Source organism: Pseudomonas urethralis, from assembly GCF_021602465.1.
GTDB lineage: Bacteria > Pseudomonadota > Gammaproteobacteria > Pseudomonadales > Pseudomonadaceae > Aquipseudomonas > Aquipseudomonas vlassakiae.
This window is the reverse complement of the sequence record NZ_BQIJ01000016.1, coordinates 1-26,782: the sequence shown is the minus strand read 5'-3', so window position 1 is coordinate 26,782 and position 26,782 is coordinate 1. Positions and strand designations below refer to the sequence as shown.

Sequence of the window (26,782 nt, the reverse complement as noted above, 5' to 3'; positions counted from 1 at the left end):
ACTCCCGCTCTTTACATCCGCATCCCCAGATACAGGTGAATTTCGTGAGCCAGCCTACGCCAGCCGTGCGTACCTTCCAAGACCTGATCCTCGCCCTGCAAAACTACTGGGCGGCTCAAGGTTGTGTGGTGCTTCAGCCCTACGATATGGAAGTAGGCGCCGGCACATTCCACACCGCAACATTCCTGCGCGCCGTGGGTCCAGAAACCTGGAACGCCGCCTATGTGCAGCCTAGCCGTCGCCCTGCCGACGGGCGGTATGGCGAAAACCCCAACCGCCTGCAGCACTACTACCAGTTCCAGGTGGTCCTCAAGCCGAACCCGGCCAACTTCCAGGAGCTGTACCTCGGCTCGCTGAAGGCCATTGGCCTGGACCCGCTGGTCCACGACATTCGCTTCGTCGAAGATAACTGGGAGTCGCCGACCCTGGGCGCCTGGGGCCTGGGCTGGGAAATCTGGCTGAACGGCATGGAAGTCACCCAGTTCACCTACTTCCAGCAGGTAGGTGGCATCGAGTGCTACCCGGTCACCGGTGAAATCACCTACGGCCTCGAGCGCCTGGCCATGTACATCCAGGGCGTCGACTCGGTCTACGACCTGGTGTGGGCCGACGGCCCGTTCGGCAAGGTCACCTACGGCGACGTGTTCCACCAGAACGAGGTGGAGCAGTCGACCTACAACTTCGAACATGCCAACGTCGACAAGCTGTTCGAGCTGTTCGATTTCTATGAAAGCGAAGCCAACCGCCTGATCAAGCTGGAGCTGCCGCTGCCGACCTATGAAATGGTCCTGAAGGCCTCGCACACCTTCAACCTGCTGGACGCCCGCCGCGCCATCTCGGTAACCGAGCGCCAGCGTTACATCCTGCGCGTACGTACCCTGGCCCGGGACGTGGCGCAAAGCTATCTGCAAGCTCGCGCACGCCTGGGCTTCCCGATGGCCACCCCTGAACTGCGTGACGAAGTGTTGGCTAAGCTGGAGGCTGCACAATGAGTGCTCAAGATTTCCTGGTAGAACTGGGCACCGAAGAGCTGCCACCAAAAGCCTTGGCCAGCCTCGGCGACGCTTTCCTGGCCGGCATCGAAAAAGGTCTGCAGGCCGCTGGCCTGAACTACACCGGCAAGCAGGTGTACGCCGCACCACGCCGTCTGGCCGTACTGATCCGCCAGCTCGACGTGCAGCAGCCTGACCGCAGCATCAACATCGACGGCCCCCCCCTGCAGGCGGCCTTCAAAGACGGCGAGCCGACCCAGGCAGCCCTGGGCTTTGCCAAGAAGTGCGGTGTAGAGCTGGCCGAAATCGACCAGAGCGGCGCCAAGCTGCGCTTCTCGCAGCACATTCCGGGCAAGGCCACCGCCAGCCTGTTGCCGACCATCGTCGAGGATTCGCTGAACGACCTGCCGATCCCCAAGCGCATGCGCTGGGCCGCCAGCCGTGAAGAGTTCGTGCGCCCGACCCAGTGGCTGGTGATGTTGCTCGGCGACCAGGTGGTCGACTGCACCATCCTGTCGCAGAAGGCCGGCCGTGAATCCCGTGGTCACCGCTTCCACCACCCACAGAACGTGGTCATCACCACGCCGGCCAACTACGTCGAAGACCTGCGCAAAGCTTATGTGCTGGCCGACTTCGCCGAGCGCCGCGAGCTGATCAGCAAGCGCACCGCCGAGCTGGCCATGCAACAGGAAGGCAGCGCCATCGTGCCGCCAGCGCTGCTGGACGAAGTGACTGCCCTGGTCGAGTGGCCGGTGCCGCTGGTGTGCTCGTTCGAGGAGCGTTTCCTCGAAGTGCCGCAAGAAGCCCTGATCACCACCATGCAGGACAACCAGAAGTACTTCTGCCTGCTGGACAGCGAAGGCAAGCTGCTGCCGCGCTTCATCACCGTGGCCAACGTCGAGAGCCGTGACCCCAAGCAGATCGTGCAGGGTAACGAGAAGGTCGTGCGCCCGCGCCTGACCGACGCCGAGTTCTTCTTCAAGCAAGACAAGAAGCAGCCGCTGGAAACCTTCAACGAGCGCCTCAAGAACGTGGTGTTCCAGGCGCAGCTGGGCACGGTCTACGACAAGGCCGAACGCGTTTCCCGGCTGGCAGCCTTCATCGCCCCGCTGATCGGCGGCAACGCCCAGCGCGCTGGCCGTGCCGGCTTGCTGTCGAAGTGCGACCTGGCCACCGAGATGGTCGGCGAATTCCCTGAAATGCAGGGGGTTGCCGGCTACTACTACGCGCTCAACGACGGTGAGCCGGAAGACGTTGCCCTGGCCCTGAACGAACAGTACATGCCGCGCGGTGCTGGCGCCGAGCTGCCGCAGACCCTCACCGGTGCTGCGGTGGCCATCGCCGACAAGCTCGACACCCTGGTCGGCATCTTCGGCATCGGCATGCTCCCCACCGGCAGCAAGGACCCGTACGCCCTGCGTCGTGCGGCCCTGGGCGTGCTGCGCATCCTGATCGAGAAGCAGCTGGACCTGGACCTGACCGCTGCGGTCGAGTTCGCGGTCAAGCAGTTCGGTGCCAAGGTCAAGGCCGCTGGCATGGCCGAGCAGGTACTGGAGTTCATTTTCGATCGCCTGCGTGCACGCTATGAAGACGAAGGCATCGACGTTGCCACCTACCTGTCGGTACGTGCCCTGAAGCCGGCATCGGCCTTGGACTTCGACCAGCGCGTGCAGGCTGTGCAGGCCTTCCGCAAACTGCCGGAAGCCGAAGCCCTGGCCGCGGTGAACAAGCGCGTGTCGAACCTGCTGAGCAAGGCCGAAGGCGCCATCGCCGACCAGGTCGAGCCGAAGTACTTCGACAACGCCAACGAGTTCTCCCTGTACTCGGCCATCCAGCAGGCCGACCAGGCCGTGCAACCAATGGCAGCTGCCCGCCAGTACAGCGAATCGCTGGCCCGTCTGGCGGCCCTGCGCGACCCGGTCGACGCCTTCTTCGAGGCGGTGATGGTGAATGCCGAAGACGCCAAGGTGCGTGCCAACCGTTATGCCCTGCTCAGCCGCCTGCGCGGCCTGTTCCTGGGCGTGGCCGACATTTCGCTGCTGGGGTAAGCCTTGAAACTGCTGATTCTCGATCGTGACGGGGTAATCAACTACGACTCCGACGCCTACATCAAGACGCTGGAAGAGTGGATCCCGATCCCTGGCTCGGTCGAGGCCATCGCGCAGTTGAGCAAGGCGGGCTGGACGGTGGCTGTGGCCACCAACCAGTCCGGCATCGCCCGTGGCTACTACCCGCTGGCTACCCTCGAGGCCATGCATGCGCGCTTGCGCGAGCTGGTGGCCGAGCAGGGTGGCGAAGTCGGCCATATCGTGTATTGCCCGCATGGGCCTGACGAAGGCTGCGATTGCCGCAAGCCCAAGCCAGACATGCTGCGGGCGATCGCCGAGCATTACCAGACGGGCCTTGAAAGCGTCTGGTTCGTCGGCGACAGCAAAGGTGACCTGGAGGCCGCCCTGGCCGTCGGTGCACAACCCGTGCTGGTGAAAACCGGCAAGGGTGAGCGGACCCTGGAAAAAGGCGTCCCGGAAACTACACTGATTTTCGACGATCTGGCAGCCATCGCCAGAGAACTAATTTAAACAGTGCGCCCCCAGGGGCGCATTTTTCCTAGGCGGGCACGCCCCGCAACGGTACTTGCCACTATGTCGATCCTGCAGGCGATCAGAATCGTTCTTTTTTACCTGCTGCTGGGCACCAGTTCGCTGCTGTGGTGTTCGCTGAGCTTTTTCGTCGCGCCATTCCTGTCGTTCCCCAAGCGCTACACGTTCATCAACGTGTACTGGTGCCGTTGCGCACTGTTCCTGGTGCGCACCATCCTCGGTATCGACTACAAAGTCACGGGTGCCGAGAACGTACCGGATGAGCCCTGCGTGATCCTGTCCAACCACCAGAGCACCTGGGAAACCTTCTTCCTTTCCCAGTACTTTTCGCCGCTGAGCCAGGTGCTCAAGCGCGAGCTGCTGTATGTGCCATTCTTTGGTTGGGCCATGGCCATGCTGCGGCCCATCGCGATCAACCGGGACAACCCCAAGGAAGCACTGCGTCAGGTGGCCAGCAAGGGTGACGAGTTGCTCAAGCAGAAAACCTGGGTGCTGATCTTCCCGGAAGGTACCCGTGTACCGTTCGGTACCGTGGGCAAATTCTCCCGAGGCGGTACCGCGCTGGCGGTGAATGCTGGCTTGCCAGTGCTGCCGATTGCCCATAACGCTGGCAAATTCTGGCCGAAGACTGGCTGGGGCAAGCGCTCAGGCACCATCGAGGTAGTGATCGGCAAGCCGATGTACGCCGAGGGCTCCGGGCCGCGGGCCATTGCCGAGCTCAACGACCGTGCCGCCGCGTGGAACGAAGCCACTCAGCGGGCCATGGGATCGCTGCCGCCAGTGGATGAGAAACCGCAAGAGCAGATGGCTTGACGATCTGTGGATAACTTGTGAGCAATTTTTTGACCGCGTGCCTGAATTCAACGCTAAGTGTATGAATTAGCTATTTATTTCTGCGCATGACATTTTTCTGAAAAACGTGCATAAGTTTTTCGGGGCATAAAAAAACCGGCTTTTACAGCCGGTTTTTTTATGGCTCGGTGATAGCGTCAGACTTTGTCGATATCCACGTCCCTGGTTTCTTTCAAGCAGAACATTCCCACCACCAAGCTGATGCCGGTCACCAGCACCGGATACCACAATCCATAGAAGATATCCCCGGTATACACCACCAACGCGAACGACACGGTGGGCAGGAAGCCACCGAACCAGCCGTTGCCGATGTGGTAGGGCAGCGACATCGAGGTATAGCGGATACGGGTCGGGAACAGCTCGACCATCACCGCCGCCAGCGGACCGTAGGTCATGGTCGCGATCAGGATCATTGCCACGATCAGCACCACCACCATCACTTGGTTGACTTGCCCCGGCTCGGCCTTGGCCGGGTAGCCCGCCTGCTCGATCGCCGTGCGCATGGCCGCTTCGTCGAAGCCGTTGATGGTCTTGTCGCCAATGTTCACCACCACATCACTGCCGGCCACGTTCACCGAGCTGTATGGCAGGCCCTGCTTGACCAGGAAGGTTTTGACCTTGTCGCAGGGGCTGTCGAAACGTGCCTTGCCAACCGGGTCGAACTGGAAGGTGCAGCCTTGCGGGTCAGCGGTCACCACGATGGGGGCCTGGCGGCTGGCGGCGTCGATCTGTGGGTTGGCGTAGTGGCTCAGGGCTTTGAACAACGGGAAGTACAGCACGGTGGCCAGCAGCAGGCCGAGCATCAATATCGGTTTGCGCCCGATGCGGTCGGAAAGCCAACCGAAGAATACGAAGAACGGTGCGCCGATCACCACGCTGATGATCAGCAGGGTATTGGCCTGAGCAGGGTCCATCTTGAGCATCTGGGTCATGAAGAACAGCACATAGAACTGCGCCGTGTAGAAGGTCACAGCTTGCCCGGCGTTGATGCTGAACAGCGCGGTGAGCACGACTTTCAGGTTGGGCCAGGAAGTGAACGACTCACGGATCGGTGACTTGCTGACCTTGCCCTGGGCCTTCATTTTCACGAAGGCCGGCGACTCGTGCATGCTCATGCGGATCCAGGTGGATATCCCCAACAGGATGATCGACAGCAGGAACGGCAGGCGCCAGCCCCAGGTTTCGAACTGGTCACCACTGATGTAACGGCTGCCCAGTACCACCAGCAATGACAGCAGCAAGCCCAGGGTCGCGGTCGACTGGATGAAACCGGTATGGAAGCCACGCTTGCCGGGTGGCGCGTGCTCGGCCACGTAAGTGGCGGCACCACCGTATTCACCGCCCAGCGCCAGCCCCTGGAGCATCCGCAGGATCACCAGGATGATCGGCGCCGCGATGCCAATGCTGGCGTAGGTGGGCAACAGGCCAACAGCGAACGTCGACAGGCCCATCAGCACGATGGTCACCAGGAAGGTGTACTTGCGCCCGATCATGTCACCCAGGCGGCCGAACACCAGCGCACCAAACGGCCGCACCAGGAAGCCAGCAGCAAACGCCATGAGGGCGAAGATGAAGGCCGTGGTGTCGTTGACTCCAGCAAAGAACTGCTTGCTGATAACGGCGGCCAACGCCCCATAGAGAAAAAAGTCATACCACTCGAAAACTGTCCCGAGGGATGACGCGAAAATGATCTTGCGTTCTTCACGACGGCTGGAGGTGCTCGCCGTCGCACCCTGCTCTTGGATGTAATCCGACATCGTTGCTGTCCTCGGCCCGCAGGCCACAGTGATTATTCTTGTTGTTCCACTGTCGGCAGCTTGTGACCGCGAGCTGCCGGTGTTGCATGCTCCCGGTCAGGGGGTCGGTATGGCGTCTTCGTTCAGGTAAGTCTGGGTTGCCGCTCCTTTGAGGATCAGTTGCGCCGCCTTCTCGGCGATCATCAGGGTGGGGGAACAGGTATTGCCGGAAGTGATTTGCGGCATGATCGAAGCGTCGGCCACGCGCAAGCCAGGTATGCCGTGCACGCGCAGCTGGTTATCCACAACGTCCAGGTCGCTGTTGCCCATGCGGCAGGTGCCGACGGGGTGGAAGATGGTGGTGCCGATCTTGCCGGCCGCCTCGAACAGTTCTTCCTCGGTTTGCAGCGTCGGGCCTGGCAGATACTCCTGGGGATCGAAAACGGCGAGGGCAGGGGCCTGGACGATACGCCGAGTCAGGCGAATGGCATCGACGGCAACGCGCAGGTCCTGGGGGGCGCTCAAGTAGTTGGGGTTGATCCGCGGCGCGCTGTGCATGTCTGCACTGCGGATATCGATGCGCCCCCGGCTGGCCGGGCGCAGGTTGCACACCGAAGCGGTGAACGCCGGGAACTGATGCAGAGGCTCGCCGAAGCGCTCCAGTGATAGCGGCTGCACGTGATACTGCAGGTTCGGTGTGGCCTGCTCCGGGCTCGAACGTACGAAGGCACCCAGTTGGCTGGGCGCCATGGCCAGCGGGCCACTGCGGTCATAGAGATAGCGCAGGCCCATGCCCAGCTTGCCCCACAGGCTATTGGCCATCTGGTTGAGGGTTCGCGTATTGCGGATCTGGTAGATCAGCCGCAGCTGCAGATGATCCTGCAGGTTGCCGCCAACGCCGGGCATGTCGTGGCGTACGCCGATGCCCAGGCTTTCTAGCAGCTTGCGCGGGCCAATGCCGGACCGCTGGAGAATACCGGGCGAGCCCACGGCGCCAGCACAGAGGATGATCTCGCGACGCGCAGCAAACTCATGCCAGGTGCCCTGCCACTGCGCCTTGACCGCACGGGCGCGGGTGTTGTTCAACAGCACCTGGTCAACCTGCACGCCGGTCAGCACGGTGAGGTTGGGGCGGTTTTTGATCGGCCGCAGAAAAGCCTTGGCAGCGTTCCAGCGCACGCCGCTGCGCTGATTGACCTGAAAGTACCCACAGCCCTGGTTGTCGCCGGTGTTGAAGTCATCGACCTTGCCAATGCCACTCTGCTCGGCTGCATCACGGAAGGCATCGAGGATCGGCCAGTTATAGCGCTGGCGCTCGACTCGCCATTCCCCGTTACCGCCATGGTGCTCGCTGGCGCCGGCAAAGTGGTTTTCACTGGCCTTGAACAACGGCAGCACATCCTTCCAGGCCCAACCCTCGTTGCCTTGCTCGGCCCAATGGTCGTAATCGGCGGCCTGGCCACGCATGTAGATCATGCCGTTGATCGATGAACAGCCACCGAGCACCTTGCCCCGTGGATAGCCCAGTGCGCGGCCGAGCAGGCCGGGCTGTGCTTCGGTCTTGAAGCACCAGTCGGTGCGTGGGTTGCCGATGCAGTAAAGGTAACCGACGGGGACATGAATCCAGGGATAGTTGTCGCGACCGCCGGCTTCAAGCAGCAGGACGCGGCTGGAAGGGTCGGCGGACAAACGATTGGCCAGCAGGCAGCCGGCGGGGCCAGCGCCTACGACCACGTAGTCGAAGACAGAATCGGCTGATGGCATCTGCAACCTCGCGCCTGATTATTATTCTTGTCCCGATCCATCTTAGTGCGTAATTTCGCCAGGGAAACACGAGATTTCACGCAGCCGCTGTGCGTTTTAGCACAGCCATAAGGATCAGCATGTTCGACTGGAACGATCTGCGGTTTTTCCTCGAGTTGCAGCGCAGTGGCCGCCTGCTCAGTGCGGCCAAGCGCCTCAATACCACCCACAGCACGGTCGCCCGGCATATCGAGAGCATCGAAAAGAGCCTGGGCACGCCACTGTTCGTGCAGCACGCCCAAGGCTATGAACTGACCCCGTCAGGCCAGGCTCTGCTCAAGCACGCCGAAGCCATGGAGAACGTCGCCCTGCTGGCGCAGGAAGAAATCACCCAGGCCATCACTCCGCTGGGCAAGATTCGCCTGGGTGTCACCGAAGGCATCGGCATCATGTTCTTTACCCCGCGCATGAGCGAGCTGTTCGCCCGCTACCCGGGGCTGGAGGTGGAACTGGTGGCGGTACCGCGCTTCGTCAGCATCCTCAACCGCGAAGCCGAGATCAGCATCCATCTGGAGCGTCCCAACGCCGACCTGCTGATCACCCGCAAGCTCACCGACTACCGCCTGGCGCTGTACGCCAGCCAGAGCTACCTGGACCGGGCACCGCCTCTGCGTAACCGCGAAGACCTGGCGCGGCATAGCTGGATCGGCTATGTCGATGACTTGCTGTTCAGCCAGGAACTGCTGTTTCTCAATAGCTTTTGCCGTGCACCGAACGTGGCCTTCCGCAGCACCAGCGTGATCGCCCAGCAAACCGCCGCGCGTGCAGGACTCGGCATCGCTGTGCTGCCCAACTACATGGCTCGTCATGATCCGGCACTGGTTCGGGTGCTGCCCAGCGAGACCATCCAGCGCAGCTACTGGATCTGTACCCGCCGCGAGTTGCACAAGTCGGTACGCCTGCGGGTGGTCTGGGACTACCTCCTGGCACTGTGCGCGGCGGAACAGGACGAGCTGCTAGCCGAATAGCGCCTTGCCGGCCAGCAGCAGAGCCGCCAGCCAGCCGGCCACGGCAAACAGCTGCTGCAGGCGTGGGCCGGCGATCCGGGTGGCAAGCGGCCTGGCCAGCAACAGGCCGAGCACCGCCCCCATGGCAAAGGGTGCGCCGATCCGCCAATGCATCGCACCGGCCAAGCTGGCGCTGACCACACTTCCCGTGGAAACCAGCGCGATGACGGCCAGAGACGTCGAGACAATGCTCTTCATGCGCAGGTTGGTGTAGCGGTTCAAGGCCGGGATGATCACAAAGCCCCCGCCCACTCCCAGCAGGCCAGAAAGCAAGCCGGAGAGGGCCCCGGTGAACGCCAGGGCGCGTGCGCAAGGTAACGTCCAGCGCAATCGCCCTTGCAACGGGTTCAGCACGCAGGGTTCGATGTAGCGATGGGCTTCGCTGCCCTCACCCCGCAGCGCTTTGGCCGCCTTGTGCCAGATGCGCAGGCAGGCGTAGATCAGCACGGCAGCGAACACCAGCGCCAAGGGTGTATTGGGCAAGCGGTGGGCCAGCATCAGGCCGAACGGTGCCGCCGCAATACCGATCAGGGCGATGAACAGGGCGGCGCGATAACGCACCAACCCCTCGCGCAAGCCCAGTACCGCACCCACCGCCGCAGCGAGCCCCACGGCGAGCAGGCCGATGGGCGCCGCTTCGACCATCGACAGCCCAAGCCCGAACACCAGCAGCGGTACGGCCAGGATGCCACCCCCGGCGCCGGTCAGCGCCAGCACCGCACCGATGATCGCACCCAGGCCTGCGCCCAAGAGTTGATGTTCGATCACTGTGCGCCCTCGGCGTCCAGCGGTTGTGGGCGCGCCAGCCATTCTCGGCCTTTGAGCATGCCCTGCCAATACAGCGGCGGCAGCACTCGTGCCTTGAGCAGCCAGGCCAGGCGTGTCGGCTGGCGCCCATCGAGCAGCCAGCGGGGAAAGCTCGGCGCGACCTTGCCGCCATAGGTGAATTCGGCCAGGACGATCTTGCCGCGCTCGACGGTCAGCGGGCAGGAACCATAGCCGTCGTACTGCGCCAGGGTAGTGAGACGGCCCAGCGCTACCAGCACGTTGTTGGCTACCACTGGCGCCTGCTTGCGCGCCGCCGCGGCAGTCTTGGCATTGCTGGTGTTGGCCACATCGCCCAGGGCGTGGATGTTGGCGAACTGGCGATGGCGCAAGGTATGCGGATCGACATCGACCCATCCGGCTGCATCGGCCAAGGGGCTCTGGCGGATAAAGTCCGGGGCAACCTGTGGCGGTACCACATGCAACAGGTCGAAGGATTCGGCACGGGTTTCGGTGCTACCGTCGGCCAGTGTACGCACGAAGGTGGCACGCTGACTGGGCCCATCCACGGCCACCAGCCGATGGCTGTAATTCAGGTCCACGCCGTACTTGTCGATGTAGGCCATCAACGCTGGCACATAATCGGGAACGCCGAACAGCACTGCACCGGCATTGAAGAAACTGGCTTTCACATCGCCCAGCCGTCCACTGCGCAGCCAATGGTCGCAGGACAGGTAGAGGGCCTTTTGCGGCGCGCCAGCGCACTTGATCGGCATCGGCGGCTGGGTGAACAGCGCACGGCCTTGCTTGAGCTTTTGCACCAGCTCCCAGGTGTAAGGTGCCAGGTCGTAGCGGTAGTTGGAGGTGACACCGTTGCGCCCCAGGGTTTCGCCAAGCCCGTCGATCGCGTCCCAGTCGAGCGTGAGGCCCGGGCAGACCACCAGCTGTTCATAACTGATGGCGCGGCCACCCTCCAGGGTGACCAGCTGGGCAGATGGGTCGAAACCCTGGACACGCGCCTTGATCCAACGGACGCCGCGCGGGATGGCCGAGGCCATGGTACGGGCGGTGCTCGGCGCTTTGAACACGCCGGCGCCGACCAAGGTCCAGCCGGGCTGGTAGTAGTGCACTTCGGCAGGGTCGATCAGGGCGATGTCCAGCGACGGATCACGGGCAATCAGGCTGGAGGCAGTGGCGATACCGGCGGCACCGGCACCGACGATGACCACCTTGTGGTGGTCGGCATTGGCAGGCATGGCAGTCAATCCTGGAATTTCTGGTGATAGGGCAGGGCAGTCAAAGCTTGTTCAGCGGGATCTTCAGGTAGCTCACGCCGTTTTCCTCAGGCTCCGGAAGCTGGCCGCTGCGCATGTTGACCTGCACCGAAGGCAGGATCAGCACGGGCATGTCGAGGGTCTTGTCGCGGGCTTCGCGCATGGCCACGAAGCTGTCCTCATCGATGCCTTGGTGGATGTGGATATTGCTGGCGCGCTGCTCGGCCACCGTGGTGACGTAGCGCATCTCGCGCCCGCCTGGCAGATAGTCGTGGCACATGAACAGCAGCGTCTGGTCGGGGAAGGCCAGCAACCGACGGATCGAGCGGTACAGCGTGCGCGCATCGGCGCCGGGGAAGTCGCAACGGGCGGTGCCGTAGTCAGGCATGAACAGGGTATCGCCGACGAACACCGCCGTCTCACCCGCGTCCACGACCATGTAGCTGAGGCATGCCGGTGTATGCCCGGGGGTATGCAACGCACGGGCATGCAGGTTGCCGATGCGGAAGCCCTCTTCATCTTCGAAGAGCACATCGAACTGGCTGCCATCACGGGCGAAGCCAGGCTCGGCGTTGAACAGCGTGCCAAAGACTTTCTGCACCTCGGTGATGTGCGCACCGATGGCGGTATGGCCGCCAAGCTTGCCCTTGAGGTAAGCCGCCGCCGAAAGGTGGTCGGCATGCACGTGGGTTTCCAGCACCCATTGCACGGTGGCCTTGAGCTCTGTCACACGGTCGATCAGGCGATCCGCCGAAGCGGTGCAGGTGCGCCCGGACTTGGGGTCGTAGTCCAGCACGCTGTCGATCAGTGCGCACTGAAGGGTTTCACGATCCATGACCAGGTAGCTGATGGTCGAGGTCGCCTCGTCGTAGAAGGCTTCCACGTGAAGGTTGTTGCCGATGATCATCACGTTCTCCAAATGGTCTGCCTCAGCTTGTATGGGCGCAGGCAGTGGGAGGAGGTTTATCAAGATGCATGCCAGGCGCTTTTGCACATCCGGCCCCATGAACACGGCCCGTTGATCACCGCTGTGCGTGCCGGTGGCAGTACCATTGGCAGTCGACTGTCAGCCAATGGCAGTGTTTGGCAGTCCTTGTTACCCTGCGCCAGGTTATCCAATCGGTGCCGTCATGCCTGAATCTCATCCACTCATCCTAGCCCTGGTTTCCTACCTTGAGCACGATGCCGTGCCTGCCATCGTGCTGGACACCGACTACAACATCCTTGCGGCCAACGCGGCTTATCGGCGGCAGTTCGGTCGAAACGAGCAGGCCCCGCTGGGTGAGAAATGCCACCGGGTGTCGCATCACTACGCTGTGCCGTGTGACCAGGCCGGTGAGCACTGCCCGATGCGCAAGGCGTGGGACAGCAAAGTGCCGGAGCGAGTGCTGCATATTCATCACACGCCGCGTGGCCCTGAGCATGTGGATGTAGAGTTGCGGCCGATCCTCGATGAGCAGGGCAGGGTGGTGGCTTTCGTCGAGCGGCTGACCAGCATCACCCTGGCTTCCGCACAACCTCAGGAACAAGGGCTGGTCGGGCGAGCGCCCGCTTTCAAGGCCGCGCTGGCCAGCCTTCAGCGTGCGGCACCCGCGCAGATTCCAGTGCTGCTGCAGGGCGAGTCGGGTACCGGGAAGGAGCTGTTTGCACGCGCCATTCACATGGGTAGCCCACGGGCTAATGGTCCGCTGGTAGTCGTCGACTGTACCGGCCTGACCGAGTCGCTGTTCGAAAGCGAGCTGTTCGGCTACGAGAAGGGGGCATTCACCGGCGCCAATCAGCGCAAGATCGGCTTGGCCGAGGCCGCCCATGGCGGCACATTGTTCCTCGACGAAATCGGCGAAGTGCCGTTGGCGATGCAGGTCAAACTGCTGCGCCTGATCGAGTCCGGCAGCTTTCGCCCGGTCGGCAGCCTGCGTACCGTCCATGCCGATTTCCGTCTGGTGTCGGCAACCCATAAACCGCTCAAACAGATGGTGGCGGCCGGCAGCTTCCGTGAGGACCTTTATTACCGCATCAGCGGTTTCCCGATCCGCTTGCCGGCATTGCGCGAGCGGGTGGAGGATCTGCCGCTGCTGGTCGAAAGCCTTCTGCAGCGCATGGGCGGCAAACCGCCGGCCAGCTTGACCGAAGAGGCCCTCCAGCAGCTGAGCCTGCACACGTTTCCAGGCAACATCCGCGAGCTGCGCAACATTCTTGAAAGGGCGCGACTGTTTGCCGATGACGGCCTGATACGTCCGGAGCATCTGCCGGATGAGGTCGGGCCGCAACGTCCAGCGGCCCGGGGCAAGGGCCGCAGAAGCCATGATCTGGCTGATCTGGCACAGGCGCTGGAATACTTTCAGGGGCCGCGCAGCGAGCTGGCCCGTCATCTTGGCCTGAGTGAACGCACCCTGTATCGCCGCCTGAAAGCACTGGGTTTCAACTGACGGGCGAGGGTGACGCGAAGACGGGTTTGAAGCTGGTTATATCGGCGCGCGCGTAAATATTGTTGACCAAACAAACAGATATTATCACCCGCCAGGACAATACCAGTTGGTCATCCTCGGCTTGACTTTCAAAAGGGCATCTTTGAATATCCGAGCCGTACCCGGCTAATGCCAAGCCCCATAAAAACTTCAAGACCTCGGGCCAGAACAATAATTAAGCGCGGCCTGACAGCCGTGCCAGTTTTCCGGCGCCGTTAAATCGTTGAGACCCCGACATGGAACGTCGAACAAGCCTGCCCCCCATCGCCAGCGGGCGACTCGCCCAACCGAACAATTACCTGCATGAGGCATTGCAAACGCATCTGGATAATATGGGCAATATGAAATACGCCTATTATGCGTCGGTGGGTAATCGTCTGCTAGAGCCGATAATAATTTCCAACTATCCGCCTCGCTGGGTCAAGAATTATAAAGATTCAAACAGCCACCTGATCGACCCGATCATCAACCACGGTTTGAAGAAGATCGCGCCTTTTTCCTGGCAAGAGGCCCTCGCCTGCAGCACACCCGAAGGCCTGGATTTCTTCAAGCGTGCGACCCGCTACCAGATTTGCTCCGGTGTCACCTTTACCCTGCGCGACAGCTGCGGAATGTTCTGTGCCTTGAGCCTGTGCGATCCAGGCCCGCAGGCGGAACTGGATCGACGCCTGGCCAGGAACCAGAGCCACCTGCAGATGCTGCTGATTGGTTTCCATGGCTGGCTGATGTCGTCGCGCCCCACCGACCAGTTGTTCCCGGCGGCAGGCGCACAGGGCCTGCTCTCAGTGCGCGAACTGGGCATATTGCAGCGGGTTGAACGCGGCACGAGCTACCGTGAAATTGCAGATCACTGCGGAATTTCAGAGCGCACGGTGAAATTCCACATGTCGAACATCGTCGGCAAATTGCAGGTAGCTAATGCCAAGCAGGCCGTATACGAAGCCAAGCGCCAGGGCATTATCTGATCAGGCGATATCGCGGCTGGGCACGTCGACCGTTCGCAGACTCAACGGCCAGTGCCCGGCTTGCAGCGATGCCAGCGGCACCTTGCGCTCGATGCTGTCGAGCAACCGCCGGCGATTGCACGGGCTGATCGGCATGTCCAGCAGGTGGACGATCTCGCCCGGCGACGCCTCGCCACTGTCGAGGATGTGGTAATGCCAGCCGGTGTGCCGAACGATGCGCGCCATGGCATGGCTGACAACCGTGATGATCGACTCGAGGCCAGTGCGCTCAGCATGGTCATGCATGCTGTAGAGCAGCATTTCAGTCAGAGGCAAGTGTGCCAGGCCGAGCTTGCGTGAACGGGTCTTGTCGACGAAGAAGCGGCTGGACTCGGCCATCAATGCCTGTTTGGGCGGCACGCAGGTGAAAAAGTCCCGGAACGGCCCTTCAACCATGTACGGTTCAAGCGTGTTGATCAGGCGAACGCCAGCCAATGGAATGCCGTCACACAGGCCTACCAGGTAAGTGGTGTTCTGACTGTCGTATTCATCCAGTTCGATACCATCGCGCACCGCCACCCGCCAATTGAGACGGTCGGCAAATACATGTTTGCGCAAGCCATACAATTCCGCCACCCACGGGTGAGGGTCGGCACGGTATTCAACTTTGTGAAATTCAACCGTTTTCATGCTGCGCTGTTCTTCCTTGTTCTACAGAAAGGCAATGATAAAAACATTGTCGCGCTGCTCTCCCTGTTGGCATCGGCTTCCAACATAGCGCGCTATTAGCCTACCCCTCTATTGCGCCGAACAACCTGTACCTAAGTTCAAGTGGCTATCAAATTTCAACCACCGGTCAGCACCTGTACCTAGAGACAGTTGTCGTCATCGAAGAGTTAGGCAGACTTAATGGCTCGCCGTGCAGGGCATCAATACGCCTGTCCTGAAGACCGATAAGTGTCAGGCGCACCGTTGCGAGTGGAACTTGCTGCCTGCATTTCAACGCCGCCCTTGCTAGTTGCAGGGTCGTTCACGCCAGCACCTCAAACAGGGAAGTCAATGGAAAAGTCTGCCACTTCAGCTCCTCGCCGCGTCGTCGTTACCGGGTACGGTGCGATCTGCTCGCTTGGCCGCACCGCTGACGCCATCTGGGACGCGATGATGGATTATCAGATCGGCTACCGTCTGCATCGTTTTGATGACCCCACCATCCATGCGCGCTTCTTCGGTTTTATCGAGGACTTCGGGCGCGAGGCGATGCGCCCGTTCTCCAAGAAAATCTCCAAGATGTTGCCGCTGTTCGCCAAGTACAGCCTGGTCGCTGCAGATCAGGCATTGCACATGGCCTTTGGCGATACGCCACTGGATGAAGTGGTGTCGCCCTTCGATCGTGGTGTGGTGCTGGGTACCGGATGGGGCGGCCTCGACACAGCCAACATGAACAACAACGAATACTGCCAGCAAGGGATCTCGACTTCGTTCGCCACCGTCATGTCCATGTGCAATGCCGCTACCGCGGGTATCACCATGAACTGGAACATGCGCGGTATTCAGAACAGTCCGGTAGCGGCCTGTGCGACCGGCACCATCGCCATCGGCGAGGCGTATGAAGCGATTCGGGCAGGTCGAGCGCGAATGATGATCGCCGGGGGCAGCGAGTCGTTAAAGGAGCAGTTCAACGTCTGGTCCATCGACGTGATCCAGGCCCTGAGCAAGGAACAGGAGAACCCGCGCCTGGCCTGCTGCCCATTCAGCAAGGGACGAAGCGGCTTCATACTTTCCGAAGGCGCTGCAGTGCTGTGTCTTGAGGACTATGAACTGGCCAAGGCACGTGGCGCGAAGATCCTCGGCGAGATCACCGGCTACGCCAACTACTCGGACGCGTTCGACATGACAGCGCCGGCCGAGGACATGCAGGCCAGGGTGCGCGTGATCCGGGACGTGTGCAACCAGGCCAACGTCGAGGCCTCGCACATCGACTACATCAACCTGCATGGCACCTCCACGCCGCTGAACGATGTCAACGAGGCGCGTTCGATCAAGATGGCGCTGGGGGAGGCCGCCTATGCCATCCCTATGTCGAGCACGAAGTCGTATACCGGCCACCTGATCGGTGCGGCAGGTTCGATGGAAGCGATCTTCTGCCTCAAGGCCATGGCCCGAGGCACCATCCCGGCCACCATTCACCTGGATGAAGCCGATCCTGAGTGCGATCTGAACTTCGTACCCAATCAACACCTGCATGCCCAGCAGCTGGATAACGTGCTGAACCTGAGCTTCGGCTTCGGTGGCGCCAATGCCGGCATCATGCTGCGCAAGGTGCACTGATCATGCAATGGCAGTTTGGAGCTGAACAGATCGAGGCATGGGCGGACCTGTCCGGCGACCGCAACCCTATCCACTTCGACCCCCAGGCAGCGCGCCGCATGGATGCGCCGGATGTAGTGGTACACGGCATGCTGGCGCTGCTGCCAGTCAAGCATCGCATGGGGTGCTCGGTTGGCCTGGAAAACGAAGACTGGTTGCAGTTCAAGGCGCTGCTCAAGACGCCGGTACTGCGCAACGCCAGCGTCACGCTTGCCACACGGCCGCGCGGCACCGGCAGCGCGTTCAAATTGCATTCCACCAGCAGCGACAGCGAGCACGTGGTAGGCCATGTGGCCCAGGTTGAAGCCCCGGCATGGGAATCGAGATCCGCCGGTTTCGCCTTGGACCAGGCGCACGTAAAGGCCTGGCTCAGGCAGTTTCGCGAAGGCCTGGGCGACGGGCTGGACGGGTGGGTCGCGCTGGATGCCCTGATCTTTTCACACTTCATCCGCAACCACCTGGGCGTGATATTCGAGCACCTTTCCGGGCAATTTGCCCAGCGCCAGGCACCTGAGCGCATCGAGGACATCGCCCATCACCTGGTGGTACAGACCAGCCACCAGATCACATGCTGCACAGCGCTGTGCTCATGGGACAGCTTGCAGTCCGATATCCGCTGCGAAATCGACAACATCCTTCTGATTGAAACCCCAGGCAAGGCCGTCGGCACCGTCGACCTCGGCGTAGTCGTCGGCGCCAGCCATGTGATGACCATCACCCTTGGCCTGATGATCAAGACCGTCCCCACCCCCGCAGGAGCGAAGCAATGACCACCGTTGACCACGTATTCACCATCCTCCGTGACCTCATCCTCGACCTGAAGGATGTCGACGAAAACCAGGTGACCCTCGATACCACGATCGAGTCGATGGAGTTCGACAGCCTGGATTTCGTCGAGATGCAGGTCGTCGTGCAGAAGAAGATCGGCGTGGCCCTCAACCCCGACTCGTTCGCTACGCGCAAGGTCGCCACCTTGCGCCAGCTCTGCGAATACGTCGTCGAGCTCAAGGAATTGGCCGCCGTAGATGCCTGAGCCACAGGGCCCACTTCAAGCAAAGGAAAAGGAAATGTCCACGCCGAACAGCTGTGTGCTCGCTATTTCCGAAGCGAGAGAGTCGAAGATCCGCAAATTGAGCGAAGTGTCGCATCACAAGACGATGGACCACGCGACCGTATTGCCTTGGGACCAGGAAGTCGATCGATGCCTTTATCCCAAGGACCCCGATCATCTCTGGATCGCTGGAACCCCCTATTGCGAAGGCCTGACCGACGCACAGAAGCTGGAGCTGGCCTGGCTGGAAACAGGCCGTGACATCTCCATGTTCATCTGGCTGGAACAGACCATCCCACCGTTGTACATGGGCTACGTCACCCAGTTCCACGACCGCATCTCTCAGGACCTGCAGGAATACCTGATGATCTTTTCCAAGGAAGAGATCGTTCACACCCTGACGTTCAAGCGCTTCATGGCGAAGGCTGGCCTGCAGCTCTGGAACCCGCCGGTCGGGCTCTTTGAGCTGCTGACCCAGACCCTTCCAAAGCTGGAGCCGGCGGTTGGCGTACTGTTCACGCTGCTGATCGAATGGGTTGCGGAAATGGGTGCCATGCATACCTCTCAGGGGCGGGCGATCGAGCCGATGACCCGAGCCCTGTTCCGTGAGCATCACTATGACGAAGCGCGCCATATCGCCTTTGGCCGCTGGATCAGCGAGTCGTACTTCGAAACCGCCAGTGCTGAATCGATCGCTCAGGTGAAAGCCATGAGTCGCAAGATCATTCCTGCGCTGATCGACATGTTCACCTACAACCCGGAAATCGCCTCGCACACCTCGTTCGAGTTCCCGATCGCGGTGAATGACAAAGCGAAGATCGAAGAGGTCTGGCGTTCGGCGCACAATGCCCGACTGAACAACGCCCGATTCGCCGAAATCTACGCGTGGATCGACAAGCTGGGCCTGCGGCAATGACCGCGACCACCTGGGACGCCATCTTCGTCGGGGCCGGGATCACCAGCCTGGCTTGCGCGGCCATGCTGGTCAAGCGTGATCCCTGGGCGCGGGTCCTGATGATCGACAAGCATATCGTCGTGGGCGGCTATGCCTCGACGTTCAGTCGCCCCAGGCAATCGGCGGTATTCGATTGCAGCCTGCACAAACTCAGCGGCATGGCGCAAGGGGGCAACCTCATCAGGATTCTGCGTGACCTGGGACTGGACAAGGAACTCGACCTTGTCTACCCCGACGACTACTTCTGCGCCTATCAGGAGGGCACGGCGTTGCCACTGGCCAACGATGCCGAACTGGTCGAGCAGCAGTTGATCGAGCGCTTCCCTCACCAGGCCGCCCCCCTGCGCACGTTCTTCGCGCAGGTGGGCACCTATGGGCGCAATGGCTACTACCAGTTCCAGATGCTTGATGGCAGCTTCGAGCCAGACATGGCTGAGCTGCGCTGGGCCCACCGCAACCTCAAGCACAAGACCGTGCATGAGGCCCTGCATGAGATGTTCGATGACCCGTACCTGATCGAAATCCTCGCAGCACCTGGCATCTATGTAGGCGGGTATCCGGAGGATCTTGGCTACCTGTACTACCTGCATGTGGTCTACGCCACGCTCAACCGCGGCAACGCTTATGTCAAAGGCGCCTCGCAGCGCCTGTCCGACCTGCTGGCGAGTCGCGTGGAACAAGCCGGAGGGCAGATTCTGCTGAGCACGCTGGTCGAGGAAGTCACCACCGACAAGCTCGGCAGGGTCACAGGTGTACGCACCCGAGCCGGTGAGTACCTGGCGCCTCAGGTGTTCATCAATACCTCGCCTCATTACGCCCTGGAGCATTTGTTCAAGAGCGACGTCGACTTGAGCGAATCCCGCGAGAAACTGGCCGCACTGAAGCCAGCACGTTCCACTACCACCATCTATCTGATCACCGACGTTGCCCCTGAGCAACTTGGCCTGTGCCACAGCGAGTCGATGCTGTTTGCCGCAAACCCGGCCGCCGCGAGCAGCTTGCGCATCGAGGCCGAGCGTAGCGGCTACCCACCTGCGCTTTGCGAGCAGGCATTCTGGGCCATGTCTCCGATCGAGGTGACCAACTATCACCTGTTGGCACCTGAGGCCGGGAAGGTCGTGTGTATCAACGTGCTCGATTCGATCGAGCATTGGCCGGCGCGGCGAACAGCGCAATACCGGGAAAAAAAGCAGCGGGCGAGCGAGTTGCTGATCGACCGCCTGCAGGCCCAGTTTCCCGGATTGCGCGGCCACATCCTGCATACCGAGGTGGCCACGCCTCATACCTATGTGCGCTTCACCAACAACACGGCCGGGTCCGGCTACGGCGCCATGGTGGGTACCGACCTCAAAGGCCACGTGTTCCACCATGGTTTCCCAGTCCAGGGCGTGCAGTTCCTCAGCGCCTGGGTAGCGGGGCCCAGTTACGAGGCTGCATTCGGCTATGCAGAGATGAAAGCCAGACAGTGGAGGCGGGCATGAGCAGACACGAACAATCGACAGGCTGGTTGGGGATCACCGTGTCCAAACTGTTCATCCGTGTGATGTTCAGGCAGGTACAGGGGTGGAAACGAGACGTGCCGGGCAGGGCTACCGCTTTCGTCGAGACGACCCGCGACAGCAGCAGGCTGGAAGGGGCAGTGTTGCCGGCCAACACTGCACAAGCCAAGGGCGTGGTACTGCTGTGCCACCCGTTCCTGAAATATGGCATGCACTACTTTTTCGAGAACAAGCTCGACCAGCCGTTCCTCGATCAGGGCTATAACGTCATTGCCTTCAACTTCAAAGGCTTCGGTCGCAGCACCATCGGCGGGCATGCGTTTGCCGATGATGTCCTGGCGATTGCGAGAAAGATCACACGGGAATACCCCGGCCTCCCGATCCATCTGGTCGGCTGCTCGTTCGGTGGTTACCACCTGTCACATGCGCTGGCGCGTGACGCCTCACCTTTCACCTCGGCAGTCCTGGACAGTGTCCCCGTCTCGGTCCGCAGCTACTTCACGCGCGGGCCATTACGCCTGGCCATGCGCTGGATCAGCGGCAGTCGCCTGGCGGTGCCCACCGGTACCTGTGCGATCGACCACTCGCTGAAAAGCGTTCGCCACCTGCCCATTGCCTACCTCTACGGGCTGGACGACCGGTACATACCCGAAACCAGTGTGCAGCGACTAAGCGCGGATTGTACCTCCGTGCACATGGTCGCTTTCGAAGGGTGCCGCCATCTGGAAAACCACAAGAAGCACCGAGATCGCTACTTCCAGGAAATTCTCGCTTTCTTCTCCCGCGCAGAATCACAGCAACGCCTCGAAACGGCCTGACTGTGTGCTGCCTGATACAAGGACTATGAATCATGGATGGACAACAAGTGCAAAGCGGCAAATGGATTCTCATCACGGGCGGTACTCGCGGTATAGGCCGCGCGCTGGTGCAGCACTTGTCTCGCGAGGGCTACGAGGTCGCGTTCACCTATCAATCCTCTGCCGATGCCGCCCGCCAGCTCGAACAGGAAGTAGCCGACAGTGGCGGTCGTGCCCATGGGCATGCCTGTGATGGCCGCGACTACCCGTCTGTGGCAGCGTTGTGCGAACGACTGGTCAGTGACCTGGGCGGCCCTTACGGCTTGATCAACAACATGGGAATGACCGGTGATCAATTGCTGTTCAATCTCGATATCGCTCGTTATCGCGACGTCGTTGCCACCAACCTCGACTCGGCAGTGTATTTCAGTAAATCGCTCGCGCCGGCCATGGCGGGTGAACGGCAGGGCAAGATCCTGCACATGTCCTCGGTCAGCGGCGTCAAAGGGAACAAAGGCCAGCTGGGCTATTGCGCAACCAAGGCGGCGATGATCGGCATCACCAGGACCATGGCACTGGAACTGGCGCGCTTCAAAGTAACCGTCAATGCGATAGCGCCCGGTTACATCGCCACGGACATGATCGAGCAGATCCCCGACTCGGTACGCAAATCGATCACCGACAACATTCCGCTCAAGCGCTTCGGCGACGTGCATGAAGTCGCTGCCTTGGCGAGCTTCCTTCTTTCGCCACAGGCCAGCTACATCACCGGCCAGACCTTCCTGATCGATGGCGGCCTGACAGCCTGATCGCATCGCCGATCGCGCCTGTCGTGAGGCCCGGAGCACTCATGAGTCATTCATACGATACCGTTTTTGTAGGTTCAGGCCTGGGTGCGCTCGCCAGCGCCAGCCTGCTGGCCCAGCGAGGCCAGAAAGTCCTGGTGGTGGAAAAGCACAATGTTCCAGGCGGCTATGCCAGCAACTTCCGACGCAAGGACTTCAACTTCGATGTCTCGCTGCATTCGTTCGATGGCGTTGTTCGCGGTGCACATTCTTTCAAGGTGATCGAAGCGTGCGGCGTCGCCGACAAGGTCGAGTTCCTGCACCACCCGACGCTCTACCGCTACCGCTCGCCCGATGTCGACATCACCGTGGGGCACCGCGACCTTGAAGGCTACAAGCAGTCGCTCTACCGCTGTTTTCCCCAAGAGGTCGAGAACATCGACCGGCTGTTCGCTGAGTCCAAGCGTAATTACCAGGACATGTGCGGATTCCTCTATTCATCCAGCCCGTTCTGGATGAGGCTCGTCGCCACGCCGATGGTCTATCCGCGGATCCTGCGCTATGGCCATGAAACGGTGGACAGGTACTTTTCCAGGTTCACCCGTAATGAGCGCCTCAAGGAAGTACTCTCGGCGCAATGGAGCTATTACGGGCTGCCAGCCAAAGACCTGGCGTTCGGCTATTTCTCGTACCCTTTCATCGATTATCTGGAAAACGGCGGTTACTCGATCAAGGGTGGCTCCCAAGCGCTTTCATCGGCACTGGTCGAGGTCATCGAACAGCACGGTGGGCGCGTAGAACTGGAATCGGCAGTCCAGCGCATCGTGGTCGAGCGGGGCAGGGTGGCAGGCGTCGTGACGCGCAAGTCAGGGCAGGTCAAGGCACGCAACGTCGTCGCCAATGTCTCGCCACAGGCGGTGGTGGGCCTGGCAGGCCGGGAGCATTTTCCGGGCAAGTACCTCGCCCGGCTGAACGCGCTGAAGCTGTCGGTATCAGGTTTCCAGGTGTACCTGGGGCTGGATTGCCCGTTGAGCGATCTGGGGGTCGGCCCCGAGGAATACATCCACTTTTTCTCACCCGAAAAAACTCAACGCGCTCAATTCGAACATATCAAGGCCGGCGAGCTGCATCGGGACAATACCAGCTGGTCGATCAACTATTTCTCCAATGTCGACCCCTCCATGGTTCCGCCCGGCAAATCCAGCCTGGGCCTGTTCACCCTCACAGGCCCCGACGTCTGGCATTCACTGGACAAGCTGGGCTACCGGCGCAAGAAAGCCGAGCTGACCGAGCTGTTGATCGCCAATGCCGAGCGCGTCATCCCGGACCTGCGTCGGCACATCGAGGTCTGCGAGGCGGGTTCACCGCGCACCATGACCAAGTTCACGCAAAACCCGCAGGGTGCGATCTACGGGTTTGAGCAAACCCCACAGCAGTCCGGGCTGTTCAACCGGTTCCCTCAGAAGTACCCGGTCAAAGGGCTTTATCAGGTAGGTGCGTGGACATTCCCTGGCGCAGGTTTCATCGGAACGATGCTGTCTGCCCGCCTGTTGGTTGACCGCTATTTCCAGCGGTAGAGCCCCCTCAAACGAAACGTCGAGAGACTCCCCATGACTTACGTAGTGACAGACAACTGCATCCAGTGCCGCCATACAAACTGTGTCGATATATGCCCTGCGGACGCCTTCCACCTAGGCCCGAATTTCATCGTCATTAATCCGCAGGAATGCGTCGATTGTGGTCTGTGCCTGCCGGAATGCCCGGAAGAAGCGATCCAGCCGGAGAACCAGCTGGATGACAGCAACCGGCACTTCCTCGCGCTCAACGCCGAGTTGGCGGAGCACTGGCCGGTCATTCTCCAGCGCATCCCTCCGCTGCGCGATCACACCAAATGGAGCCATCAGCCGAACAAACTCGCACACCTGGTGCGTGAAGCCGAAGCGGTCGATCCGGCCGGCGACCATCACCTGCAGCACGCCTGAGGCTAACCTGGACACTACCATGCAGAGCTATGACAGATTCAAAACGCTGGAATCCGACACCTTCGACGTGATCGTTGTGGGCGCCGGTATCGGTGGCCTGACCGCTGCAGCCACGCTTGCCAACCGAGGCAAGCAAGTGCTGGTCCTGGACATGCACTATGAAATGGGAGGCTGTGCCACTGTCTTCCACCGCAAGGGCAAGGACTATGAGTTTGACGTAGGCCTGCACTACATCGGGGACTGCGGCAAGGAAGGGTTGATCCCACGAATCTTGCGCGGCGCCGGTATCGACGATGGTGAGATCAACTTCATCGAGCAGGACCCGGATGGTTTCGAGACATTGTGTTTCCCCGACTTCCAGTTCGCCGTGCCACGTGGATATGAACGCTTCCGCCAGCGCCTTATCGATGCGTTTCCCAAAGAGAAATCCGGCATCAACCGCTATTTCAAGATGCTGCAGCAAGTCTGGGACTTCATGGGTATCCACTCCAGGCCACTTACCGCACTCTGGGTGTTGCCACGCTCCTGGATGCTGATGCGCCATTCAAAATCCACCGTCGCGCAATTTCTCGACACCTGTACTCGCGATGAACGGCTGCGCGCCATCCTGACCGGGCAGCTCGGCGTTTATCATCAACCGCCCAGCAGGGCGACCATGGCTGGCCATGCGGCAGTGGTCAACCACTTCCTACAGGGTTCTTACTACCCTTCAGGGGGCGGCCAACTGTTCTCCGATAAACTCGGCGCGGTGGTGGAGCGCAACGGAGGCAAGATCCTGCTGCGCTCCAAGGTCGAACGCATCCTGATCGAAAATGGTCGGGCAGTGGGCGTCGAATTCAGCAACAAGCATCTGGGTAAGCGCACCGTCAAGGCAGGTGCAGTGATCTGCAACGCAGACATCAAGCACACCCTGCTGGACCTGATCGGGAAAGACCACCTCAAGACGAAGACCATTACCCGTGCCGAGCATTTCGAAATGTCGCCGGCGATGGGCGTGGTCTACCTGGGGATCGATATGGACCTGAAGGCACTGGGCCTGAAGAACACCAATTATCGTATCTATCCCGGTTGCGACTATGAGCGCGCCTACCGGGAAGTTTTCGCCGGTCAGTTCCCCGAAGAGCCTCACCTGTTCATCGGCAACGCCACGATGAAGGACCCGGACAACCCTGCAATTGCCCCGCCCGGGATCTACAACTTGCAGTTGATGTCGGCGGTCCCTTCAAACCCCGAAAGCTGGGGGGTCACCCAAGCCGAACTGGCGGATGGCAGTTACCGCAACAACCCTGCTTACCTGGCCAGGAAGCAATGGTATGCGCAACAACTGATTGCACTGGCCGAACGTGTGATACCTGGGATGGCGAAACACGTTGTCTACCAGGAAGTCTCCACGCCGTTTTCCGTGACCCGGTTCATCGGCTCATCGGGCGGTACATCCTATGGCCTGGCGTTCACCCCCGAATATTTCCTGCATAACCGCCCAGGTACGAAAACCGACATCCGCAACCTCTACCTGTGTGGCGCATCCACCCGCACAGGGCACGGGATTTTCGGCGCGATGACAGGCGGCGTCGAAGCTGCAGCAGCGGTCGGGGGCCGCAAGTTGCGCTATCAGATCATGGATGTGGGTACGCGTGCAGAGGCCCAGGCAAGCGCTTGATGCCAGGCGCATACGGTGGTCTATGCTGCAACGGCCAATGCCAGCGCATTTCATCAAGGAGAGATGATGTGTCAAATGACTACAACACTGCTTTGCTGCTAGCTGCCGGGCTCAGCCTCCTGGCTTCGATACTGCACCTGGGCGTGATCCTGGTCGGGCCGCCCTGGTATCGACTGTTCGGGGCAGGCGAACGTTTCGTGCGTGCAGCCCAGGCAGGGCGGTGGTACCCACCACTGGTTACGGCAGGTATCGCCGTGGTGCTGGCCAGCTGGGCCGTTTATGCCCTGTCAGGGGCGGGGTTGATCGAGCGGCTGCCTCTGCTGCGGCCAATACTCTGCGTGATCACCTTGGTCTACCTGCTGCGCGGCCTACTGGGGCCCTTTGCATTGGCCGGTACAGGCCGCAGCGGCCGGTTCATCCTGACCAGCTCGGCAGTTTGCCTGGTCTATGGCCTTGTTCATCTGACCGGACTCATTCAGGTGTGGCAGCAGCTCGCGCTGGCTAGCTGACATACGGTGGCCAGGCACAAAAAAGCCCGCTTCCGCGGGCTTTCTTGTACCTGGCTGGGCAGCGTATCTGTAGGTTCACAAAATAGGTGATAGGCCAGACCCCGTGAAATTGGAATCTTCGCCATTTTTTTTGTGAAATGAAGGGGTGCTTTTCACAGAAAAGCCGAGAAATCCCTACTCACCAATCACAAAAGTTGATTGGCCTGGAAAGGGCCGTTTACGACCGACGCGTGACTTTTCGGTAAGGGATGAGGAGTAGTCGCAGCGATCCTTTAGCTCCTAGTCTGGCGACCTTGGGTTCAGAATCCGACTGGCAATGCCCGCCGTCACTACTTCAGAGGAACCAGCTTCCTCTGCTGCCAAAATTGCGGGGGGCTCATGCTGGTACCCAGGCCCGACAAATGCGCAGTTGCAGCCCTCAATTGCAAGGCTATCCAAAGCGGCACGCGTGTCAATCAAGATCTGATGCATGACGATGGCCGGCCTCACGGAGGTGAAACCGGAGATTCAGATTGACTAAACCGACCCCGTAGACACCAACCTCCACGAAGGCCGCTATCGACCCAGGCTGTGTGAAAACACCTGCGATTGTCTAACCTTCTGATCGTCGAGATCGTGGCGGGGACGATCATGAAGCGGTTCATTGAAGGTGAGGTCCGGACGCAAGTCACGCTGCTGCCGGAGTGCCTGGATGATTACATCACCGAAGAAAACCCAGTTCGGGTGGTCGACGTTT

General features: G+C 60.8%; 25 protein-coding genes. 19 read left to right on the top strand and 6 right to left on the bottom strand.

All coding sequences use genetic code 11. The features are described from left to right. Window positions 1-44: 44 nt before the first annotated feature. The 4 genes from glyQ (at window position 45) to L6D64_RS21915 (ending at window position 4,405) form a co-directional block, all read left to right on the top strand. Window positions 45-992, top strand: a complete 948-nt coding sequence (gene glyQ, locus L6D64_RS21930; protein ID WP_003253126.1) for a glycine--tRNA ligase subunit alpha — start codon at window positions 45-47, stop codon at window positions 990-992. Then, window positions 989-3,040, top strand: a complete 2,052-nt coding sequence (glyS, locus tag L6D64_RS21925) for a glycine--tRNA ligase subunit beta (protein WP_176508449.1) — start codon at window positions 989-991, stop codon at window positions 3,038-3,040. Before glyQ ends, glyS begins: the two co-directional genes overlap by 4 nt. 3 nt (window positions 3,041-3,043) lie before the next feature. After that, window positions 3,044-3,571, top strand: coding sequence for a D-glycero-beta-D-manno-heptose 1,7-bisphosphate 7-phosphatase (gene gmhB / locus L6D64_RS21920; RefSeq protein ID WP_176508450.1), 528 nt, complete (start codon window positions 3,044-3,046; stop codon window positions 3,569-3,571). Between the two features lie 63 nt (window positions 3,572-3,634). Continuing rightward, window positions 3,635-4,405 (top strand): lysophospholipid acyltransferase family protein, encoded by a 771-nt coding sequence (locus L6D64_RS21915; RefSeq protein ID WP_054884424.1) that lies wholly within the window; start codon window positions 3,635-3,637, stop codon window positions 4,403-4,405. Window positions 4,406-4,581: 176 nt separating this feature from the next. Here the strand turns inward: L6D64_RS21915 and L6D64_RS21910 are convergent, their stop codons facing one another. Then, a complete protein-coding gene (locus L6D64_RS21910) occupies window positions 4,582-6,201 on the bottom strand; it encodes an MFS transporter (protein ID WP_176508451.1) in 1,620 nt (539 codons plus the stop codon). Between the two features lie 96 nt (window positions 6,202-6,297). After that, window positions 6,298-7,944 carry a GMC family oxidoreductase gene (locus tag L6D64_RS21905; RefSeq protein ID WP_176508452.1) on the bottom strand — a complete coding sequence of 549 codons (1,647 nt, stop codon included), beginning with the start codon at window positions 7,942-7,944 and terminating at the stop codon, window positions 6,298-6,300. 119 nt (window positions 7,945-8,063) lie between these two features. Between L6D64_RS21905 and L6D64_RS21900 the strand changes: the two genes are divergently transcribed. Continuing rightward, a complete protein-coding gene (locus L6D64_RS21900; RefSeq protein ID WP_176508453.1) occupies window positions 8,064-8,951 on the top strand; it encodes a LysR family transcriptional regulator in 888 nt (295 codons plus the stop codon). On the opposite strand, the gene L6D64_RS21895 is transcribed toward L6D64_RS21900, so the two are convergent. Genes L6D64_RS21895 through L6D64_RS21885 form a run of 3 tightly spaced genes read right to left on the bottom strand, consistent with a single transcriptional unit; the run spans window position 8,940 to window position 11,936 of the window. Further along, complete coding sequence (locus tag L6D64_RS21895; RefSeq protein WP_176508454.1) at window positions 8,940-9,758, bottom strand: sulfite exporter TauE/SafE family protein; 819 nt, start codon at window positions 9,756-9,758, stop codon at window positions 8,940-8,942. The genes L6D64_RS21900 and L6D64_RS21895 overlap by 12 nt on opposite strands. Next, complete coding sequence (locus L6D64_RS21890; protein WP_371870316.1) at window positions 9,755-11,011, bottom strand: NAD(P)/FAD-dependent oxidoreductase; 1,257 nt, start codon at window positions 11,009-11,011, stop codon at window positions 9,755-9,757. Before L6D64_RS21890 ends, L6D64_RS21895 begins: the two co-directional genes overlap by 4 nt. Window positions 11,012-11,051: 40 nt before the next feature. Beyond that, on the bottom strand, window positions 11,052-11,936 hold the full coding sequence (locus L6D64_RS21885) for an MBL fold metallo-hydrolase (RefSeq protein WP_176508455.1): 885 nt from the start codon (window positions 11,934-11,936) through the stop codon (window positions 11,052-11,054). Window positions 11,937-12,159: 223 nt separating this feature from the next. Here L6D64_RS21885 and L6D64_RS21880 point away from each other — a divergent pair, with 223 nt between their 5' ends. Further along, the gene (locus L6D64_RS21880) at window positions 12,160-13,458 is read left to right on the top strand and encodes a sigma-54 interaction domain-containing protein (protein ID WP_176508456.1); all 1,299 of its coding nucleotides are present in this window, start codon (window positions 12,160-12,162) and stop codon (window positions 13,456-13,458) included. Window positions 13,459-13,733: 275 nt separating this feature from the next. Beyond that, complete coding sequence (locus L6D64_RS21875; RefSeq protein WP_176508457.1) at window positions 13,734-14,462, top strand: helix-turn-helix transcriptional regulator; 729 nt, start codon at window positions 13,734-13,736, stop codon at window positions 14,460-14,462. Here the strand turns inward: L6D64_RS21875 and L6D64_RS21870 are convergent, their stop codons facing one another. Then, window positions 14,463-15,131 (bottom strand): acyl-homoserine-lactone synthase, encoded by a 669-nt coding sequence (locus L6D64_RS21870; protein ID WP_176508458.1) that lies wholly within the window; start codon window positions 15,129-15,131, stop codon window positions 14,463-14,465. It lies immediately after the preceding gene. Window positions 15,132-15,500: 369 nt separating this feature from the next. On the opposite strand from L6D64_RS21870, the gene L6D64_RS21865 reads away from it, so the two are divergent. The 12 genes from L6D64_RS21865 to L6D64_RS28595 form a co-directional block, all read left to right on the top strand. Continuing rightward, entirely contained in the window at window positions 15,501-16,769 is a 1,269-nt protein-coding gene (locus L6D64_RS21865; protein WP_176508459.1) for a beta-ketoacyl-[acyl-carrier-protein] synthase family protein, read from the top strand. Between the two features lie 2 nt (window positions 16,770-16,771). Beyond that, window positions 16,772-17,578, top strand: coding sequence for a MaoC family dehydratase (locus L6D64_RS21860; RefSeq protein WP_176508460.1), 807 nt, complete (start codon window positions 16,772-16,774; stop codon window positions 17,576-17,578). Continuing rightward, window positions 17,575-17,841 carry an acyl carrier protein gene (locus L6D64_RS21855; RefSeq protein WP_176508461.1) on the top strand — a complete coding sequence of 89 codons (267 nt, stop codon included), beginning with the start codon at window positions 17,575-17,577 and terminating at the stop codon, window positions 17,839-17,841. The genes L6D64_RS21860 and L6D64_RS21855 overlap by 4 nt, the downstream gene beginning before the upstream one ends. 34 nt (window positions 17,842-17,875) lie before the next feature. Beyond that, complete coding sequence (locus L6D64_RS21850) at window positions 17,876-18,775, top strand: diiron oxygenase (RefSeq protein WP_176508462.1); 900 nt, start codon at window positions 17,876-17,878, stop codon at window positions 18,773-18,775. After that, complete coding sequence (locus L6D64_RS21845) at window positions 18,772-20,295, top strand: phytoene desaturase family protein (RefSeq protein ID WP_176508463.1); 1,524 nt, start codon at window positions 18,772-18,774, stop codon at window positions 20,293-20,295. Before L6D64_RS21850 ends, L6D64_RS21845 begins: the two co-directional genes overlap by 4 nt. Continuing rightward, the gene (locus L6D64_RS21840) at window positions 20,292-21,131 is read left to right on the top strand and encodes an alpha/beta hydrolase (protein WP_176508464.1); all 840 of its coding nucleotides are present in this window, start codon (window positions 20,292-20,294) and stop codon (window positions 21,129-21,131) included. Before L6D64_RS21845 ends, L6D64_RS21840 begins: the two co-directional genes overlap by 4 nt. A gap of 32 nt (window positions 21,132-21,163) precedes the next feature. Then, complete coding sequence (locus L6D64_RS21835; protein WP_176508465.1) at window positions 21,164-21,919, top strand: SDR family NAD(P)-dependent oxidoreductase; 756 nt, start codon at window positions 21,164-21,166, stop codon at window positions 21,917-21,919. Window positions 21,920-21,960: 41 nt separating this feature from the next. Beyond that, window positions 21,961-23,472, top strand: a complete 1,512-nt coding sequence (locus L6D64_RS21830; protein ID WP_176508466.1) for a phytoene desaturase family protein — start codon at window positions 21,961-21,963, stop codon at window positions 23,470-23,472. A 33-nt stretch (window positions 23,473-23,505) separates the two neighbouring features. Continuing rightward, window positions 23,506-23,877, top strand: a complete 372-nt coding sequence (gene fdxA, locus L6D64_RS21825) for a ferredoxin FdxA (protein ID WP_176508467.1) — start codon at window positions 23,506-23,508, stop codon at window positions 23,875-23,877. A gap of 19 nt (window positions 23,878-23,896) precedes the next feature. Then, window positions 23,897-25,537 (top strand): phytoene desaturase family protein, encoded by a 1,641-nt coding sequence (locus tag L6D64_RS21820; protein ID WP_176508468.1) that lies wholly within the window; start codon window positions 23,897-23,899, stop codon window positions 25,535-25,537. A gap of 68 nt (window positions 25,538-25,605) precedes the next feature. Beyond that, complete coding sequence (locus L6D64_RS21815; protein ID WP_176508469.1) at window positions 25,606-26,046, top strand: hypothetical protein; 441 nt, start codon at window positions 25,606-25,608, stop codon at window positions 26,044-26,046. A gap of 630 nt (window positions 26,047-26,676) precedes the next feature. Then, a partial coding sequence (locus tag L6D64_RS28595) for a hypothetical protein (protein WP_373874251.1) occupies window positions 26,677-26,782 on the top strand: 106 nt, incomplete at its 3' end.